Origin of the sequence: Marinobacter panjinensis (genome assembly GCF_005298175.1) — a bacterium.
Lineage (GTDB): Bacteria > Pseudomonadota > Gammaproteobacteria > Pseudomonadales > Oleiphilaceae > Marinobacter > Marinobacter panjinensis.
This window is the reverse complement of the sequence record NZ_SZYH01000001.1, coordinates 697,251-716,191: the sequence shown is the minus strand read 5'-3', so window position 1 is coordinate 716,191 and position 18,941 is coordinate 697,251. Positions and strand designations below refer to the sequence as shown.

The following is an 18,941-nucleotide window of genomic DNA, read 5'->3' as shown; positions in this document are numbered from 1 at the left end:
AAGTGTTACTCTTTCTTCCGGTTTGTTACAGAACATTGCAAGAGGCAGGAAGCGTATGGTTGCCGGAGACCAGGTTATGGCGCAGGTAACAGAACTGGTTGAGCGCAGATTCGGCGGGACACTGGCCACTGTGGCGGCCTTGTTCATTGCCCTGGCTGTCCCCTTCGGGCAAGCGGCCTTCGCCGACACGCTGGACAGTGAGATAGACCGCCTGAAAGCCGACGTGGCGGATCTCAGCCAGACTCTCTACGAGCTGGAAGAGGAAGTACTTTATCCCGCCAATACGCAGGTGGCAGTTTTCCTGACACTCAAGGATCGGGAAGGGCTTGAGCTGGACACGGTGGAGTTGTACCTCAACGGCACGCCAGTAGCCTCACACCTCTATACCGAGCGAGAGCGTGGTTCGCTCAAACAGGGCGGCGTCCAGCGCCTCTACATCGGTAACCTTCCCCACGGAGCCCATCAGCTGAAAGCGGTGCTCACAGCCCGATCTGCAAATGAGCGATTCGTTCGCCGGGAAGTTACTCACGATTTCCGCAAACGCCCTGGCGAATCCCGACTCCAGATGACGCTGGATGCCCGGGCCCCCGATTTCGAACCGGTAGTTTCGTTTCAGGAATGGAAGTAGGGCGACATGATGGCGTTGCGACTCCGGCTCATTAGATTCACTGGTTTTATGGTCCTTGCGCTGGCCTGCCTGCCCGTGCTGGCAAGCCCTGTGGGGGATGACAAAGCCCAATTGCTCGGCGGTCTGGCCAGGTTCGCTCTGGACTCCGGGGACCCGGCGGCCGCTTTGCGCTATACACGGAATCTGTCCACTGAAGCGGACCAGCTCGTTCGCGCCAGAGCGCTTATGGTTACCAGTAATGGCGACAACGCCCGGAGGTTACTCGACCAACTTCTGGCCGGGCAGTACTATCGTGGCCAGGCGGCCCTTTTGCTGGCTGACCTGGCGGCGAGTAGCGGCGAGAAAGAAGCGGCGGGGAAATATCTTGAAACCGCAGCCAGACTTGCCCACGGCGAGACGCGGCAGCAGGCACTGTATCGCCTGGCCGAGCTCCACCGCGAAGCGGATCAAACCGACAGGGCCGGGCAGGTGCTCGCCGCCATGGAGCCCGGTTACTGGTCGGCCCTGGGCTACATGAATATTTCCGCTGATTACGGCAAGCGGGACCTGAACCCGTCCCGCGCACTGGTAGCGCTGCGGGTGGCGTTGGCCATGTCGGAAGAAGACACCGACAGCCGGCGCAGCGAGGAACTCAGAAGTCGCCTTCTGGTGCGGGCAGGCCATCTTGCGCACATGCACGAAGACCACGACAAGGCCATCAGCTTTCTGGAAAAGGTGCCGCTTGAGAGTTACAGCACACCCCAGGGTCTGTATCTCCACGGCCTGGCGCTATCAGCGAACGGTAATCAGCGGGCAGCCATGCAGTCCTGGCATCGCGCCAAAAAGTACCCGCTGGCCTATCCGGGTGTTGCCAATGCCTGGTTGGGGACTGGTCGTGGGTACGATCTTTCCGGTTATCTTGGTCAGGCCGGAGAAGCCTATCTGGCTGCCAACGCCTCGTTCGAGAGCGAACGGGTAACCCTGCGGAAGCTGGCAGACCAGATTCGCGACAAGGGCGCCTACCAGGCACTGGTCAGAGATGCCCGGGATTCCAACGCTGAGTGGTTCCTGGCGGACAGCCGGACACTGACCCAGCCAAGAACGGCCTATCTGCTGCGATTCATGGAACAGGCCCGGGCCCAGGAAGCCGTCAACCGCGTGGCGGAACTGGAACAGATCAGCCAACAGCTCGCCCAGCGTGAAGACAGCCTCGCGGTCTTCCGCCGTGCCATCCGGGAGCGCCTTGGGCCCGCTGACAATTCCACAGCTAACGGCGCTCGCTACAACGATCAGATCGAGGGGCTGTCGGAGCGCATTGCTGCTTTGAGCGAGCGTGCGATGTCTGTTGCACAGCAGGAGGCGTTACGAGGCGCCGCCAGTACCCTGGCAGACCTGAAGTTCTCCCTTGGGAAACTGGATCAGAGGCTTGCAGCAAAGGACCGCCGCCTGAGCAAGTTGTTGGCCCGGACCGACCAGGCCATGGAGCGGGTAAGAGGGATTCGAAGCCGGACCATGCGGTTGCAGGGTGAGGCTGAAGAAGCCCTCGACAAGATTGCGCTGGCCTATGTGGAAGACCAGGACAATCGCATGGCGTTTGCCCTGGACCGCACCGAACAGCAGATCGCCCATCTGTATGAATACCTTGCCCTGCAGAACATCGAACGGGGTGAGCCATGAGACGCCTGCTGCTCGTTTCCCTGACCTTGACCCTGTCGTTGTCCGGCGCGAAGGCAATGGCCCAGGAATCCTTCCGGGTAGAGCTGGGGCGGGATGGAGAAACCATCGGCGACATGCGGCCGGTCTTTCTCGAATTCAAAACCCGCCCCATGCCGGCAATCTCTCCCACGGAAGTGGCCCGGCGATACCAGCGGCTGTTCGATAATTCCGACGAGCCCGAGGTGCGGATTGATGCCCTGAACCGGTTATCGAACATCCAGAAGGTTACCGATGAAGACGTCAGTTTCAGCAATGAGCGGGAACAGCAGGTATACCGCCAGGCCCTGGACAGCTACGAATCCATCCTGGACCGTGGCTCCTATCAGGGCCGGCTTGATGAGTTGCTTTACCAGATGGCGAAAGCCCATGCCTATACCGGTCAGGCGGAAGAGTCCATTGATCGCCTGCGCCAGCTTGTCGGCCTTTATCCTTCGTCGACCCTGGTGCCGGAAGCCCGTTTCCGGATTGCTGAAGCGGCTTTCTCGGCGGGTGACTATGCGGTGGCGGAGTCTGAGTATAGCCGGGTCATCTCGGGAGATGGTGCAGAAAGCCTCAAGACCAAGGCTCGTTACATGCAGGGCTGGAGCCAGTACAAGCAGGGCCCTTCCGCATGGAAAAGAGCCGGTGAAACGTTTCTGGCGGTACTGGACAGGTTCAGCGGTGAAACGGACAGCTTTCGACGGATTCCCACCGATGATGCCGAACTGGTGGAGGACACCTTCCGGATTATCGCCCTGATGGCGGCGGACGCCCGGGGCGCGAATTCACTGGCGCAATGGTTGGATAACGTCGGCGGCAGGGGCTATGCATACCTGCTTTATGACCGGCTTGCCGACTATTACGCCAGCAACGCCCGCTATGAGGGCAGCGTGACAGTCAACCGGCGTTTTGTGGATGAGCACCACAACCACCCGGCTGTGCCTGCGTTTCTTGCCCAGAATGTGGATGTGTGGCTTATGGCCGGGCGGGCAGACCGCGCCCGGGAAGCCCGGGCAGATTACGTGACAATGTTTTCAGAGACAGACCGGTACCAGACACTTACCGATTCCGATCGCCAGCGTTGGCAGACGTTCAGCCGGTCGCTGGCAGACTACCATTATGATCAGGCGGAAGAGTCCGCGGGTGACCGTAAGCGTGAGCAATTCCGCCTGGCCGCGAATTACTACCGCCAGCTCGCTCCACGGGTTACCGGGCCCGGTGAAGTGCTCCGACTCTCCGGCGATGCCTTCCTGCAGGCTGGCGAGTACCGGGATGCACTGACCGGATTCCGGCAGGCGGCATATGACACCAGCGGATATCCAGGCGCTGGAGATGCCGCATGGGCCGCTGTTGCACTCCAGCGCGGAGCTCTGGACAGCCGATATGCCCTGAGCGCCACACTGGACGATCTGGCGGTTGAAGCAGAACGTTTTGCTGAAGCCTTTGCGGATGACTCGCGCCTGCCCGGGCTGAATGCCGATATCGCCACCCGGTTGCTGGCGCAGGGGCGTCACAATGACGCTCTGCGCTTCGCCGAGGCGGCAATTGCCCATCCGGCCGCCAGCGGCCAGGAGCGTTACAGTGCCTGGCTGGTTGCTGGTGAGGCGTTTGTTGTCGGGGAGTCTTTAGGTCTGGCTGAAAACGCCTGGCGCAAGTCGCTGGCGCTGCTGGAATCCGGCCAGCTTCCGGATAAACAGGGCAAAGACACTGAAAGCCTGCAGCGCCAACTGGCAAGCAGTATTTACTATCAGGGTGAGCAGGCCGCCGAGGAGGGTAGAACGGATCAGGCAGTTGCCCATTTCCAGAGGGTGGAGTCCGCCCTTCCGGGATCGGATATTGCCGTCAAGGGTCGTTACGATGCCGCCAATACCCTGTTGAAGGCGGATCGATGGCAGGCTGCGATCAATGAATTGAACCGTTTCCGTGCTGACTATCCGAACCATGAGCTCACCAGTACGGTCAGCGAAAAACTGGTGTTCGCCTACCAGTCTTCAGAACAACCGGTTCGGGCCGCAGACGAGCTGATGGCCGGAGCAGGCGCTGAAACACCAGCTTGGGAACGCCAGCTCAGGGCTGCGGAGCTTTACCACCAGGCCAACGCTCATAACCGGCGTAACCGCATTTACGTGGCCTGGCTCAATGGTGCCGAAGCCGCTCTTACACCGCCGGATTCCGGCGCCCACATCCGCAACCAGACCATGCGCCAGCGCCTGATAGCGGCCGACGTCGAACCACCCAAGTATCGCGCTGAACTGGTGGAACAGGAACTGGCCAGCCGTTGGCACTCGGAGGAAACCCTGGCCTGGGCCGGCAGGGCAGCCATGGCGCTGGCTGAGGTCGAAGCGGTGCAATTTGCGGACGTGTCACTGCAACATCCCCTGGGGCCATCGCTTGAGAAAAAACAGCAGGCACTGGAATCGGCCCGGGAGCGTCTGGCGCAGGCTGAACAATTGGGTGGCGATGCCCTGCGCTCAGAAATTCTCTTCCGGCGTGCCGAGCTCTATCGGGTAATGGCTCAGGACCTGATTGCCTCGCAAGCGCCAGCGGACCTGAACGAGCTGGAGGCGATGCAGTATCAGATGCTGCTTGAGGAAGAGGCTTATCCGTTCGAGGAGAAAGCCATCAAGCTGCATGCGCAGAATCATCAGCGGCTGGCCGATGGTGAGTTTGACCGCTGGGTCGAGCAAAGCCTTCAGGTGCTGGCAAAGCTGTTCCCCGGCCGTTATGACCGGGACGTTCGCTGGATGACATGGAATGAGGAGTCTAACGATGGTGCCTGACGCGGTTCGCTCCCTGTTGTTGATGTTCTGTCTGTCTGTGCTGGTCACCGGTTGTGCCAGTAAGCCCGAGCCCGTACCTGTTGTGGACAACAGTGCCGAGGCCGGCGAGCTCGCCCGCCAGGCATGGCAGGCGCAGCAGCAGGGCAATACTGAAGAGGCCCTGGCTCGGTACCGGCAGGCTTTCAGCCTGGACCCCCGCAATGCCATGACGGCCAATAACCTGGCGTTGCTGTTGCGGGAGCAGGGGCGCTTTGGTGAGGCCGCATCGATGTTGCGAAAAGGGCTGGAGCATTCGCCGGACACCGAAGAGCTGCATTACAACCTGGCGATTATCTCGGAGCTTTACCTGCTCGACCTGGATACCGCGCTACGTCATTACCGCCGTTACAGCGAGCTTGCCGATGCCGAAGGCAAACAGGTGGCCGGCTGGATTGCGGACCTGGAGAGGAGGGTCGAGTAAATGAGCAAATCCCCCTTGATGGCAGTAACCGGACTGATTGCGCTTCTGGCAACACTTCCGTCACAGGCTGTTGCGACAGAAAGTGAAACCGTAGCGCTCTCGGTGGAGGGTATCACCCGCCACACCGGCGATGACGACCCGGGCGTGCTCTATATCCTGCCCTGGCAGCCACCAACCCTGCCACGCCGGACGCGGGCAGAGCTGGAGGCCGGTAACGAGGAATTACTTGAACCCAAGGATCCGCTGACGCTGGAGCGTCACCGGAAATTTCGTGAAACGCTGAATCCGTCCCTGGATTCCACGCTGTCCCTGCAGTAGAAACGGGAGTCTGAATATGCTGGAAACTGTTGTTCGATTTTTTCAGGAAGGTGGTCCCTTCATGTACCCCATCGCCCTTGTGCTGGCGGTTGGCCTGGCGATCACGATTGAACGTTTTGTCTATCTCGCTTCGGTGCGACGACGGAACCGCCTGGCGTTCGAGAAAGGCATACTGCCGCTGCTGCGTAAGCGGGACTACCAGCGTGCCATGAAAGCGGCCAGCAGTTCCGACAGTGCTATCGCCTCTATCATGAGTGCCGGTATTGGTCGGCTGCTCAATAATCATCCCCGCGAAGATGTTGAATACGCCATGGAAGAGGGGTTGATGGAAGTGTTGCCGCGGCTGGAGAAACGCACCCAGTACCTGGCCACACTGGCCAATATAGCTACCTTGCTGGGGCTGCTTGGCACCATCATTGGACTGATAGCCGCCTTCACGGCGGTCGCCGCCGCGGACCCGTCTCAGAAGGCGTCTTTATTGTCGGAAAGCATTTCCGTGGCCATGAACACCACCGCCTTCGGGCTGATGTCGGCGATTCCGTTGCTGATGTTCCATGCATTGCTTCAGACCCGCACCAACGAGATTGTCGACAGTTTCGAGATGGCCGGTGTGAAGCTGCTGAACATCATTTCCGAGCAGACGTCGCCCTCACCAAAGCAATCCGCCGCCTGAGCCGGGGTTTCGCAGTATGAGACGAAAGCATCGCAGGCTCGCCAGCAATCCGGAACTGGACATCACGCCGTTCTTGAATCTGATGATCGTGCTGGTACCGGTTCTGCTGCTGGGCATGGTGTTCAGCCAGATCCGGATGATTGAGCTGAACTTCCCGGGCATGGAAGCCGGTGAGGCACCGGAGGCCGACGAGTTGCGGCTAGTGGTTGCCCTGATACCGGACGGTCTGGAAGTGCTGGACAGCGAGCGCGGCGTCATCCGCACGCTGCCATTGGTGGAAGGCGAGCAGGATTTCGACGGCTTGCGGGAAACCCTGAAGCAGGTCAAGCAACAGGTGCCGGACAAGACGGATATCGTCCTTGAGGTCGGCCCGGAGATCGATTACCAGACACTGGTGACAACCATGGACACGCTTCGTTCCTACCAGGCCGTAGTGGCCGCCAGCGTGGTGGAAGGAGAGCTGTTTCCGGATGTTGCCCTGGCTGACGCTGCTGAAGACCGGGCACTGTCGGATACCGGGGAGGGCGTATGAAAACATCCCGTCGCGCCCGCCGGATGCAGCGCCACTACGGGCGCATGCATCGGCCCGGTGGCCTGAACCTGGTCTCACTGATGGATATCTTCACCATTCTGGTGTTCTTTCTGATGGTGAGCTCCTCCGATGTGAAGGTGATGCAGAATACGGCTGACGTACCGCTTCCGGAATCCACTGCAGAGAACGACGCAGTGGAATCCATGATGGTTCAGGTGATTGGCCGGTCTATTCTGGTTCAGGGCCGTGAAGTGGCCACACTGGACAGCATCGAGACTGGCGACAAAACCATTGGCGGGCTGGCCGAAGAGCTCGCGTGGGTCAGGAATCGCAGGGGAGAGGTGCCGGAGCAGGGACATGAAGTAACCATTATGGCGGGGCGTTCGACGGATTACCGACTGCTTCGAAAGATCATGCAGACCTGTATTGATGAAGATTTCCGGCAGGTGCGGCTCGCTGTGGAGTCAACAAAGGAGGTGGGTAGTGGCTGACCGTCAGAACCTGCCTTCCGGCTTGCCCTGGGGCGCGGAGAAAGGTGAAAACCGCCGATTCGTATTGGCCTTGCTGGTTATGGTCGCGGTTTTTCTGCCGCCGGCATTCCTGATTCCTGCCATGAATCTTCCCGAACCGGAACGCAGCGAAGCGGAGAAAATACCACCTCAACTGGCCAGGCTGGTGGAACAGCCCGAGCCACCGGAGCCGGTGTCTTTGCCAGAGCCGGAGCCAGAGCCCGACCCGCAACCCGATCCCGAACCGGCAGAGCCGGAACCGGAAATCCAGGCGCCCTCAGTGGCCGAGGCAATCAAAGAAACGCCGCCACCGGAGCCTGCCCGGACAGAGCCGAAACAGACCGTGGAGCAGGCGCGCGAAACCGCCTCTCGTTCAGGCCTGTTAGCGATGAAGGACCAGCTTGCCAGCATGCGCACGCCAGAGCCGGACCGGGTGAAAACCCTCTCCGCCAACGTCGAGGCCGCAGGTGATACCAGGCCGGGAGACCTGTTCGGCGCCGAATCCGATGCGGATACAGCTCTGGCAGGCAGCGGGGGTGTGAGTCGGGAATCGGCGCCGGAAGCCGACGTCGCCGTTGCCGGCCACGAAGTCAGAGAGGTCGAGGTGGCACAGGAAGCGGCGCCCGAGCCGGTACCCGCGCCGGATTCCGGGCCAGGGAAACGTGCCATGAGCAATATCCGCCAGGTATTTGATGCCCAGAAAACTGCGCTTTATTCGCTGTATCGAAGGGAGCTGAGGCAGGACCCGACCCTGGAAGGCAAGCTGATGCTGGAGCTGGTGATCGAGCCAGATGGCTCGGTGTCCCGCTGCGAGGTGGTGAGTTCCGAGCTGAACAATGACAGTCTGGAGCAGCGTATCGCCACACGGGTACGCCTGTTCAACTTCGGTGAAGACGATGTGGAATCCCGCACGGTGAGATTCCCCATCGACTTTCTGCCGGGCTAGCGTTCAATGGTAATCTTGGGTAGCCGGGGTTTGCTGAGGGACACTTTCTGGGTGGGGGCGATTACTTTGGCTTCACCGGTGACTACCTTCTCACCATTCTGGTTACGAACGTCGCAGGCCAGGGTCACGCGGTTCCTTCGCCCCTTGCTAAGCACTTTCAGGTTTACCGTGAGTGTATCGTCCACTTTGACTGCCTGTCTGAACGTCAGGCTCTGTTCCAGATAGACAGTGCCTGGTCCCGGCATCACGGTGGCCAGGGCAGCGGAAATCAGCGAACCGCTCCACATGCCATGAGCAATACGCTCATGGTACCCGGAGTCGGCGGCAAATTCGGAATCCAGGTGCAACGGGTTAACGTCGCCGGATACCGCCGCAAAGAGCACCAGCTCGTCTTCTGTCAGTGTCTTTACGAAGGTTGCAGAGTCGCCTTCCTGAAGTTCGTCGTAGGTAATGTTTTCAAGCGTATCGAGGGTGTCGCTCATTTGGGCTCCGCTGGCGGTCCTGACGGGATAATTGCCAATCAGGTTATTGGTTGTAAAGGCTACAGTCCTGCCTCGAAAACTACCTCATCGTTCACAAAACTGCTATTCTCTCCCGACTTTTCGAGGCTGATACTTTTGTCTGGTTGATTTATTGATCAATCCGATATCCGTACACATTATAAGCACAAACGCCCAACAGGAGATGGTGATGGATTTTGAGCAGTTCTATCAGGACAAATACCCCGCCGGTGTGCCCCACAACGTTGACCTGGACAAGTACACCAGCATGGTGGACGTATTTGATCAGGCGGTGAAAAAATACGCCGACCGGCCTGCCTTTAGCGCTGTTGGCGCCACGCTCACTTATCGCGATCTGGACACCCAGAGCCGTAATTTTGCGGCCTGGTTGCAGAACAAGACTGACCTCAAACCGGGTGACCGGATTGCGGTTCAGATGCCCAATGTCACCCAGTATCCCGTTGTCGTGTTCGGTGCCATGCGCGCCGGCCTGATCGTGGTGAATACCAACCCGCTGTATACCACTCGCGAGATGGAACACCAGTTTAACGACTCCGGCGCCAAAGCGCTCGTGGTGCTGGCCAACATGGCCAATAACGCCGAGAAAGTGCTCCCCCATACCAGCATCGAGCATGTCATTGTTACCGAAATTGCTGACATGCACTCTCCGCTGAAGCGTACGCTGATGAATGCGGCGGTAAAACACCTGAAGAAGATGGTACCGGCCTATAACCTGCCACAGGCCCACAAACTGCCAGCGGTTCTCAGCGCCGGTAGCAAGGAAAAGTTCACTCCGGTTGAGTGCAAGAAAGACGATATCGCGGTACTGCAGTACACCGGTGGTACCACGGGTGTTGCCAAGGGCGCCATGCTGACTCACGGCAACCTGGTGGCGAACCTGCTGCAGGTACGCCCGATGATGGAAGACACGGTGGAAGAGGGCAAGGAAGTGGTGATTGCACCGCTGCCGCTGTACCACATCTACTCGTTCACCCTGAACTGCGGCATCATGCTGGAAGCCGGCGCTCATAACGTGCTTATTCCGAACCCCCGCGATATTCCGGGCTTCGTCAAGGAACTCAAAAAATACAAGTTCACGGCTTTCCTGGGCCTGAATACTCTGTTCGTGGCGTTGTGTAACAACGAGGAGTTCCAGGATCTGGATTTCAGTGGGCTGAAGCTGACCTCGTCGGGTGGTATGGCGCTGACCAGCGATACTGCCAAGATGTGGCAGCGCGTCACCGGCTGTGAAATCAGTGAAGGTTACGGCATGACCGAAACGTCGCCGGTAGTCACCTTCAACCCCAATAGTGCCATTCAGCTTGGTACCATCGGCCTGCCGATTCCGGGCACCGAAGTCAAAACCATTGACGATGACGGCAACGAAACCCCGATTGGCGAGCCGGGCGAGCTGTGTGTGAAGGGCCCGCAGGTGATGCGCGGCTACTGGCAGCGCCCCGAGGACACCCAGAAATCCTTTACCGACGATGGCTTCCTGCAAACCGGCGACATCGCCCTGATCCAGGAAGATGGCTATATTCGTATCGTGGATCGCAAGAAGGACATGATTATCGTGTCCGGCTTCAACGTGTTCCCGAACGAAATCGAAGATGTTGTGAGCGGTCACCCGAAAGTGGTTGAATGTGCCGCTGTCGGTGTGGAAGATGCCAAGAGCGGCGAAGCCGTGAAGGTCTTCCTGGTGCCCACCGCAGAAGGCGTTACGGAAAACGAATTGAAAGAGTTCTGCCGTGAACGCCTGACCGCCTACAAGGTGCCCAAGTCGTTCGAGTTCCGCGAAGAACTGCCGAAAACCAACGTTGGCAAGATCCTGCGCCGCGAGCTCCGGGACGAAGCCAACAACAAGTAAAAGGTTCGATGACACAAGCCCCACCAGCACAGCCAGCGAATACACCAGATTGCAGGGCGGCCGTAAAGGCCGTCCTGGAACAGCTGGATACCTGCAACCAGATTGAAGCAGCCCGTATTCACAAGCTGGTGGCCCGTAAAAAAGGCCACCCGGGGCAGAAAGACCTTGAGAAAATGGCGCAATGGCTTGACCGCGGTCAGGCCAGAGTCAGAGAGCGCCTGGCGCTGCACAAACCTGCCACCTTTCCCTCGTCGCTTCCGGTATCGGACCGGGTCGATGATATTCGCGAGGCCATCGAACAGAATCAGGTGGTGATCATTGCCGGTGAAACCGGTTCGGGTAAAACCACCCAGATTCCCAAGATCTGCATGAACAGCGGCCGCGGCATTCGCGGGCTGATTGGCCATACCCAGCCGCGGCGAATTGCTGCCCGCACCGTCGCCGGCCGCATTGCCGAGGAACTCGGAGAGCATACCGGTGGCCAGGTGGGCTACCAGGTACGTTTCACCGATACCACCTCAGAGCAGTCACGACTGAAGGTGATGACCGATGGCATCCTGCTGTCGGAAGTCCAGCACGACCGGTTTCTCGACCGTTACGACACCCTGATTATTGATGAGGCCCACGAACGCAGCCTCAACATCGATTTTCTGATGGGCTACCTGCGACAGCTCCTGCCCAAACGCCCGGACCTGAAGGTCATTATCACCTCCGCCACCATTGAGGTGGAGCGGTTCAGCCAGTTCTTCAACGATGCCCCGGTGATTGAAGTCAGCGGCCGCACCTTTCCGGTGGATATCCGCTATCGCCCCCTGACCGGTGACGAAGATGATCGTGACCAGGGCTGGACCGACGGCGTGCTGCGGGCCATGGAGGAGATCGAGCAACACGAGCGGGCGGAAAAACAACCCCCGGGCGATGTGCTGGTATTCCTGCCTGGCGAGCGGGAAATCCGCAGCCTGAGCAAGGTGTTGCGCCACGCGGAGCTGCGCCATACCGAGGTGCTGCCGCTGTATTCACGCCTCAGTAACCAGGAGCAGAACCGGATATTCCAGGGTCACCGCGGCCGGCGCATAGTGCTTTCCACTAACGTGGCGGAAACCTCCCTGACGGTGCCGGGTATACGCTACGTGATCGACACCGGCGTGGCGCGGATCAGCCGTTACAGTGTGCGCTCGAAAATCCAGCGTCTGCCCATTGAGCCGGTGTCCCAGGCCAGTGCCAACCAGCGGGCAGGGCGGTGTGGCCGGGTGGCGCCGGGTATCTGCTTCCGGCTCTATGACGAGACCGACTTTATCAACCGGCCGGAATACACGGACCCGGAGATCCTTCGCACCAACCTGGCGTCCGTCATCCTGCAGATGACCACCTCCGGGCTGGGAGACATCCGGCATTTTCCGTTCCTGGAGCCGCCGGACGCCCGCCTGATCAACGACGGCTACAAACTGCTGGAAGAACTGGGGGCGGTGGACGACAAGCGGCGGGTCACCGGCCTTGGGCGCACCATGGCGCGGTTACCCCTGGACCCGCGGTTGGCCCGCATGCTGGTCACGTCGTCGGAACAAGGCAGCCTGGCGGAAACCCTGGTGATCATCGCCGGCCTCAGTGTACAGGACCCCAGGGAGCGGCCGCAGGACAAGCAGCAGGCCGCCGACCAGGCCCATGCGCCGTTCAACGACAAGGAATCCGACTTCCTGACGTTTCTGAACATTTGGAATTTCTACGAGGAACAACGCCAGGAATTGTCCCAGAACCAGCTCAAGAAGGTGTGCCAGAAAAGCTTCCTGTCCTGGATGCGGATGCGGGAATGGCGTGACATCCATCGCCAGCTCACGCTGATCTGTCGCGAACAGAAGCTCAGTCTGAACAAGGAAACCGCCAGTTACGAAGCGCTCCACAAGGCCATTCTGGCCGGGCTGTTGGGGCATGTGGCCGTCAAGCTGGAAAAGAAGGAATACCTGGCCACCCGCAATCGCAAGGTGATGATCTTCCCTGGCTCCAAGGTGTCGAAAGCCGGGCCCAAATGGATTGTTGCGGCCGAAATAGTCGAAACCAGCCGGGTGTTCGCCCGGGTGGTGGCGAAGATCGAGCCGGAATGGATCGAGCCCCTTGCCGGCCATGTGGTGAAACATCACTACTTCGAGCCCCACTGGGAGCAGAAGCGCGGCCAGGTGATGGGCTACGAAAAGATTTCCCTGTACGGCCTCGATATTATCCCCAAACGGCGGATTCCGTACAGCAAGGTAGATCCGGCCGAATGCCGCAATCTGTTTATCCGTCATGCGCTGGTGGAAGGGGATTACCAGTCCAAAGCACCGTTCATTGCCCGCAACCGGGAATTGCTGGATACCGTCGAGAACCTGGAGCGTAAGACCCGGCGCCGGGACCTGCTGGTGGAAGACGAAGTGTTGGTGGATTTCTACGACCAGCGCCTGCCCGCCGACATCGTCAGCGGTCGGCATTTCGAAAGCTGGTGGAAGCAGCTCAGCGCCGACGAACTCCGTAACATGGAGCTTACGGAGTCCGATATTCTCCAGCGCCCTGTGGACGAGCAGGCTGGCGCCCTGTACCCGGATTACCTGGAGTGGGAGGGTGTGCGTTACCCGCTGAGTTACGAGTTTGAGCCCACAAGCGAGCGGGATGGCGTTACCCTGCAGGCGCCGGTGATGGCCCTGAAGCAGCTGCCTGCCAGGCGGCTGGAGTGGCTGGTGCCCGGGCTGTTGCGGGAGAAGTGCATTGCGCTTGTGAAGGGATTGCCCAAGGCCTTGCGGCGCAACTTTGTGCCGGTGCCGGACTTTGTGGAAGCGGCGCTGGAGAATCTCCAACCCTCCAATGAACCCCTTGCACTGCAGTTGGGCGAACAGCTGCGGCGGATGACCGGCGTGCGGATCGACCCCGATGCCTGGCCACAAGAGGAGTTGCCCAGGCACCTGCGGATGAACCTGCGGGTAGTGGATGACGCCGGCAAACCCATCGCTGAGGGCCGGGAAACGGAAAAGCTGCAGAGTGAACTGGAAGGCCGGGCGGAAGCAGCGCTGTCGTCAGCCACTCAAAAGCAGCCAGGCGATGAGCCTGCCAGGCCATCGACCGGGTGGGATTTCGGCGAGCTTCCGCAATCGGTCAGAACCGAGAAAGGTGGCATGGAGGTCACCGTGTACCCGGCGCTGGAAGATCAGGGCGATGCGGTTCGCCAGACCCGGTTCCTGGACCGCCTGACAGCGGATGACGCTACGCGCAAGGCAGTGGCGCGGCTGATCCTGATCCGGCTGGGCAGCAGACTGGACGACATCGACCGGAAGTTACCCCACTTCAAGGCCTCGGCGCTGATGTTTGCGCCGGTGGGCAAGGCTCGTGTGCTGCTTGATGACCTTTTGCTGGCAACCGCCATGCAGCATTTTGTGCCGGGCGATGTACCCCGTGACAGCACGTCCTTCGAGCAGGTGTTCGACGCCGGCAGGGCGGAGTTCATCCCGGCCCTGGAGGAAGCAGACGAAAGGCTGCATCAGGCCATGACCGGCTACCACGGCGTGATGAAGCAACTGAAGGGCAAAATCAGCCTGGCGCTGGCCAATAGTATGGCGGACCTGAAGTTTCAGCTTCAAAATCTTGTTTATCCGGGATTTCTCGTGGCAACGCCGCCTGAATGGCTGGCGCATTTTGGCCGTTATTTCGAGGCCGCCAGTCTCCGTTTCGAAAAAATGCCCAGGGAACCTGGCCGGGAACGGGAGTTCCTGCATACCATGGAGCCCCTGTGGTCCCGCTACGCCAGCAAACGGGATGAGCAGCAACGCCAGGGGGTTCGGGATCCGGAGCTGGTGCTGTATCGCTGGATGCTGGAGGAGTTCCGGGTATCCTTCTTTGCGCAGCAACTTGGTACAGCCGTACCGGTATCGGTGAAACGTCTGGACCGGCAGTGGGAAAAAACCCGGGTGTAGAATGACGCCGGGCCTGAACATTGCCCGGGCCTAAGACGATGGTCGCCGCGAGCAAAACAGTCAGACTGTGTTAGTATTTGGCCAATATTGGTGCATTCATATCTATGTCGGATTACGCCTTCGGCTAATCCGACCTACTACGTGGGGTTAGCGTGATTAGAGCCGTTATCAGCGGGACCGGGTTGTACACACCGCCAGCAACCATTACCAACGACGAGCTGGTGGAGGCATTCAATGCCTTCGTGGAACTCCACAATGCCCGTCATGCCGACGACATCGCCAGCGGGGATGTGGAGCCACTTCAGCCTTCCTCTTCTGCATTTATCGAGAAAGCCTCGGGCATCAAGCGCCGCCATGTCATCGACAAGGAAGGCATTCTGGACCCGGAGCGGATGTGCCCCAATATACCGGACCGCAGCAACGACGAACCGTCGGTGCAGTGTGAGATGTCGATTGCAGCCTGCAACGAGGCACTGCAACAAGCCGGCAAGTCTGCCTCTGATGTGGATGCCGTTATCGTTGCCTGTTCCAACATGCAGCGCCCGTACCCGGCCATTTCAGTCGAAGTTCAGGATGCCCTTGGCATTGAAGGCTTCGCCTACGACATGAATGTGGCCTGCAGCTCAGCCACCTTCGGCCTGCAGGCAGCGGTCAATGCTGTCGAAAATGGCACAGCCAGGGCTGTGCTGGTGGTAAGCCCGGAAATCTGCTCCGGCCACCTGAATTTCCGCGACCGCGACAGTCACTTCATTTTCGGCGATGCCTGCACCGCCATCCTGGTTGAACGGGACGCCGATGTAGCTGAAAATCAGGGTTTCGAAATACTGGGAACCAGCCTGCTGACGAAGTTCTCCAATAACATCCGCAATAACTTCGGTTTCCTGAACCGGGGTGATGAGTCCGGGATCAACAAGCCGGACAAGCTGTTTGTCCAGCAGGGCCGGAAGGTGTTCAAGGAAGTATCGCCGCTGGTGGCGGAGACCATCCTCAAGCAGCTGTCCAGCCTGTCGCTGGCGCCGGATGACCTCAAGCGCATGTGGCTGCACCAGGCCAACCTGAACATGAATCAGCTGATTGCCCGCAAGGTACTCGGGCGTGATGCGGATACGGAAGAGGCGCCGGTCATTCTGGACGAATACGCCAACACCAGTTCTGCCGGTTCCATCATTGCTTTCCACAAGCACAAGGATGATTTTACCGCTGGCGATCTGGGTGTCATCTGCTCGTTTGGTGCCGGCTACTCCATCGGCAGCGTTGTGGTTCGCCGCCGATAGAGTGAAGCCATCAAGGGTGGTAGTGGTTGGTTCAGCCGGCCGCCAGCGCCCTGAGTTTGTCTGGCAGAGCCATGGACTTGCGATTGGTGCGATCAAACCAGACTATCTTTGCGTAGCCTTCCGCGTAAAGCTCCCCGCTCTCGATATCGGTCACGATGTGATAGGTGTCGAGGCTGGAATTGCCTGCCTTATCAGCGTATGTTCTTACCGCGACGGTTGCCGGGTGCGAAAGCTCCTTCAGAAAGGTGGCGCTGGTCTTTATAATGATCGGGCCATCGGGGTCGTTTTCTGCACCCAGCTCAAGGGATGCTAACCAGGTAATGCGGGCTTCTTCGAAGAAGCGGAAAAAAACCGTATTGTTGGCGTGACCGTATGCGTCCATATCACCCCAGCGTAGTGGCATGGAGATGGTGCTGACAAGATTTCCGGGTACTGACATCGATGTGCTCCTTTTTTAACAACCTCAGGTCTGATAATGAGACAATTTTTTTTCCGGCCCTCTTTATTCGGCGCCTTGTTTGCACTGTTCCTGTTTGCTGGTGGCGCAACTGCCCAAACTGTCCAGCCTGCCAATCCGGACATAGCTGGTCAGAAAGTTGGTGCCCCGGCCAGTGAGGTTGATCCCTACGAGAACTGGAACCGCAAGGTATACCGTTTCAATGAAACCATTGATAACTGGTTGCTGAGGCCGGTTGCCAACGGTTACCGCAACATTATGCCGGGTTTCGCTGACCGTGGGGTAACCAACTTTTTCAACAACCTTACGGAACTTCGCAACTTTGCCAACAGTATCTTCCAGCTCAAGGGCGAATCGGCGGTGGTTGCCGCAGGGCGGTTTACCTACAACACCGTTTTTGGGCTTGGTGGATTCATCGACGTGGCCACCAAGTTTGAACTGCCAGAACGGCCCGAGGACTTTGGTCAGACACTGGGCTACTGGGGCTTGGAATCCGGTCCGTATCTGATGCTTCCGTTGTTGGGGCCGTCGAGTCCCAGGGACTTTGGCGGTTTCGCCACAGATATGCTGGTATTGCCCTCAGCCCGGGACCTCGCGGAAAGCCCGGATATCTACTATGCCAGGGCGTTGCAGGTTGTGGACAAGCGTGCCGACCTGATCCCCGCAGAAGCCTTCATGTCTGGTGATAACTATACATTTGTGCGGAACGCCTACCTTCAGCGCCGTGCCTATCTGATTAACGATGGCCGGACAGTGAATGATCCATTTGCCAGCGGCGATGATGAGGATCTGATGCTCGAGGATTTCTGAAGGAAGGGAATTGCTGGAACAAAGGAGGTTAACCTGATGGTCGATGACCGTATCCGTAAGTTCCGCAAGATGCTGGCGGAGGCGCCCAATTACGAGGTGTGGAAGGCAGCAGCTCTGGAACTGGATTTTCTGGAAGGCAATGTGGAATGGAAAGAGGACTTTGCCTCTGACCTTTACCACTATGAACTGATTTACGACCGCCTCAGCAACCTTCGCAGCTACCGCCAGCAGAACGATTTCGAGCGCCTGAAGCGTGCTCTGAGGGAAGGTCTCCATCACGACCTCGGCAACATGGGCAACACCGCTCTGTACACCCGGTCTCATGTGGGTACCAAGCATCTTATCGAGGAATACATCACCCAGGTTTGTGAGTCCCTGGATTTCCTGTGCGATACACGAGTGCCCGGCTTCCCCGTTGCCGACAAGCTGCAGTTCTTCCGCGATACCCTCACCAGTTATGGCCGGCCAGCGCTTTTATTAAGCGGCGGTGCAACCCTGGGTATGTTTCATTTCGGGGTGATCAAGGCGCTCTGGGAAAAGGGCCTGTTGCCACAGGTGATTGCCGGCTCCAGCATCGGCGCCATTATTGCGGGCATACTGGGTGTCCACAGCGATGCCGAAGTACCGGAAATGCTGGTGCCGGAGAATCATGATCTCAAGGCCTGGAAATGGCGCGGCCTGTTCAGTGCCATTCGTGGCCACGGCCTGATGGACCAGGAGCAGCTGAAAACCTGCCTGCGGGCCAACATCGGGGAATACACGTTCGAGGAAGCCTTCCAGAAGAGCGGTCGCTCCATCAATGTGAGCGTGTCGCCGGTTCAAGCGCATCAAAAAGCCCGCTTGCTGTGTGGTTACACCTCTCCCTACCTGCTGGTCTGGAGCGCGGTTCTGGCCAGTGCGGCAGTACCCGGTATTTTCCCGCCGGTACCGCTGATGAAAAAAGACATCGAGGGCAACATCCTGCCATACATGCCACGTCTGAAATTCGTGGACGGTTCTGTGGTCAGCGACCTGCCCATTGAACGGCTGATGCACCTGTACGATGTGAATTTCACCGTTGTCAGCCAGACCAATCCCCACGTGGTGCCGTTTCTCAATCGACGTGGTCGCGACGAGAAGGTCAGCCTCGCCAGCCTGCCCGTGCACCTGCTGAAATCGGAAATCCAGTTTCATGGCCAGGGCATTTTCGATTATCTGCGCAAAAGGGTGCAGCCAGAGATCCTGCGGCAGCTGTCAGGCCAGATGCATACCATCATGGGGCAGCGGTATTCCGGTGATGTGACCATTTCACCATCATACCGTCTGAAGGATTACCGCCGTATGCTGGCCAATCCCGATCCGGTCTGGGTGCGTGAGATGATACTGCAGGGAGAACGGGCAACCTGGCCGAAGATCTCGATGATCCGCTCCCATGCCCGGATTTCGAAGACGCTGGAGCGCTGTATTCACAGGCTGAAAACGGAACAGCGCCGTTCTACGGCTGAGTTAAGACTGGTAAGCAGTGCGGATTCCGGCACATCATGAGATGACAGCCCCGGGAGCCGGGCGGTATGATACCGCGATAGCCGGGGAGCCCGT

16 protein-coding genes are annotated in these 18,941 nt (G+C 58.9%); 14 read left to right on the top strand and 2 right to left on the bottom strand.

Features of this window, described 5'->3' with window-relative positions; translation table 11 throughout:
* Window positions 1–76 precede the first annotated feature (76 nt).
* Genes FDP08_RS03235 through FDP08_RS03195 form a run of 9 tightly spaced genes read left to right on the top strand, consistent with a single transcriptional unit; the run spans window position 77 to window position 8,520 of the window.
* Window positions 77–628 carry an AraC family transcriptional regulator gene (locus FDP08_RS03235; RefSeq protein WP_228263220.1) on the top strand — a complete coding sequence of 184 codons (552 nt, stop codon included), beginning with the start codon at window positions 77–79 and terminating at the stop codon, window positions 626–628.
* A 48-nt stretch (window positions 629–676) separates the two neighbouring features.
* Window positions 677–2,284 (top strand): hypothetical protein, encoded by a 1,608-nt coding sequence (locus tag FDP08_RS03230; protein ID WP_228263219.1) that lies wholly within the window; start codon window positions 677–679, stop codon window positions 2,282–2,284.
* Entirely contained in the window at window positions 2,281–5,082 is a 2,802-nt protein-coding gene (locus tag FDP08_RS03225; protein ID WP_137434590.1) for a tetratricopeptide repeat protein, read from the top strand. Before FDP08_RS03230 ends, FDP08_RS03225 begins: the two co-directional genes overlap by 4 nt.
* On the top strand, window positions 5,072–5,542 hold the full coding sequence (locus FDP08_RS03220; RefSeq protein ID WP_137434589.1) for a tetratricopeptide repeat protein: 471 nt from the start codon (window positions 5,072–5,074) through the stop codon (window positions 5,540–5,542). Before FDP08_RS03225 ends, FDP08_RS03220 begins: the two co-directional genes overlap by 11 nt.
* On the top strand, window positions 5,543–5,860 hold the full coding sequence (locus FDP08_RS03215; RefSeq protein WP_137434588.1) for a hypothetical protein: 318 nt from the start codon (window positions 5,543–5,545) through the stop codon (window positions 5,858–5,860).
* 16 nt (window positions 5,861–5,876) lie between these two features.
* Window positions 5,877–6,533 carry a MotA/TolQ/ExbB proton channel family protein gene (locus FDP08_RS03210; RefSeq protein WP_137434587.1) on the top strand — a complete coding sequence of 219 codons (657 nt, stop codon included), beginning with the start codon at window positions 5,877–5,879 and terminating at the stop codon, window positions 6,531–6,533.
* A 16-nt stretch (window positions 6,534–6,549) separates the two neighbouring features.
* Entirely contained in the window at window positions 6,550–7,065 is a 516-nt protein-coding gene (locus tag FDP08_RS03205) for an ExbD/TolR family protein (RefSeq protein WP_137434586.1), read from the top strand.
* Window positions 7,062–7,556, top strand: coding sequence for an ExbD/TolR family protein (locus FDP08_RS03200; RefSeq protein ID WP_137434585.1), 495 nt, complete (start codon window positions 7,062–7,064; stop codon window positions 7,554–7,556). Before FDP08_RS03205 ends, FDP08_RS03200 begins: the two co-directional genes overlap by 4 nt.
* Window positions 7,549–8,520, top strand: coding sequence for an AgmX/PglI C-terminal domain-containing protein (locus FDP08_RS03195; protein WP_228263218.1), 972 nt, complete (start codon window positions 7,549–7,551; stop codon window positions 8,518–8,520). Before FDP08_RS03200 ends, FDP08_RS03195 begins: the two co-directional genes overlap by 8 nt.
* On the opposite strand, the gene FDP08_RS03190 is transcribed toward FDP08_RS03195, so the two are convergent.
* Window positions 8,517–9,002, bottom strand: coding sequence for a MaoC/PaaZ C-terminal domain-containing protein (locus FDP08_RS03190; protein WP_137434584.1), 486 nt, complete (start codon window positions 9,000–9,002; stop codon window positions 8,517–8,519). The genes FDP08_RS03195 and FDP08_RS03190 overlap by 4 nt on opposite strands.
* Window positions 9,003–9,210: 208 nt before the next feature.
* Between FDP08_RS03190 and FDP08_RS03185 the strand changes: the two genes are divergently transcribed.
* The 3 genes from FDP08_RS03185 to FDP08_RS03175 all read left to right on the top strand — a co-directional run bounded on the left by FDP08_RS03185 (window position 9,211) and on the right by FDP08_RS03175 (window position 16,096).
* Window positions 9,211–10,887: a long-chain fatty acid--CoA ligase gene (locus FDP08_RS03185; protein WP_137434583.1), complete on the top strand. Its 1,677-nt coding sequence runs from the start codon at window positions 9,211–9,213 to the stop codon at window positions 10,885–10,887.
* A gap of 8 nt (window positions 10,888–10,895) precedes the next feature.
* Entirely contained in the window at window positions 10,896–14,822 is a 3,927-nt protein-coding gene (hrpA, locus tag FDP08_RS03180; RefSeq protein ID WP_170978962.1) for an ATP-dependent RNA helicase HrpA, read from the top strand.
* 152 nt (window positions 14,823–14,974) lie between these two features.
* Window positions 14,975–16,096 (top strand): beta-ketoacyl-ACP synthase III, encoded by a 1,122-nt coding sequence (locus FDP08_RS03175; RefSeq protein WP_137434582.1) that lies wholly within the window; start codon window positions 14,975–14,977, stop codon window positions 16,094–16,096.
* A 31-nt stretch (window positions 16,097–16,127) separates the two neighbouring features.
* Here the strand turns inward: FDP08_RS03175 and FDP08_RS03170 are convergent, their stop codons facing one another.
* The gene (locus FDP08_RS03170; RefSeq protein ID WP_137434581.1) at window positions 16,128–16,535 is read right to left on the bottom strand and encodes an acyl-CoA thioesterase; all 408 of its coding nucleotides are present in this window, start codon (window positions 16,533–16,535) and stop codon (window positions 16,128–16,130) included.
* Window positions 16,536–16,571: 36 nt separating this feature from the next.
* On the opposite strand from FDP08_RS03170, the gene FDP08_RS03165 reads away from it, so the two are divergent.
* Both FDP08_RS03165 and FDP08_RS03160 read left to right on the top strand, forming a co-directional pair.
* The gene (locus FDP08_RS03165; RefSeq protein ID WP_137434580.1) at window positions 16,572–17,363 is read left to right on the top strand and encodes an MlaA family lipoprotein; all 792 of its coding nucleotides are present in this window, start codon (window positions 16,572–16,574) and stop codon (window positions 17,361–17,363) included.
* 36 nt (window positions 17,364–17,399) lie between these two features.
* Window positions 17,400–18,887 (top strand): DUF3336 domain-containing protein, encoded by a 1,488-nt coding sequence (locus tag FDP08_RS03160; protein ID WP_228263217.1) that lies wholly within the window; start codon window positions 17,400–17,402, stop codon window positions 18,885–18,887.
* Window positions 18,888–18,941: the final 54 nt, after the last annotated feature.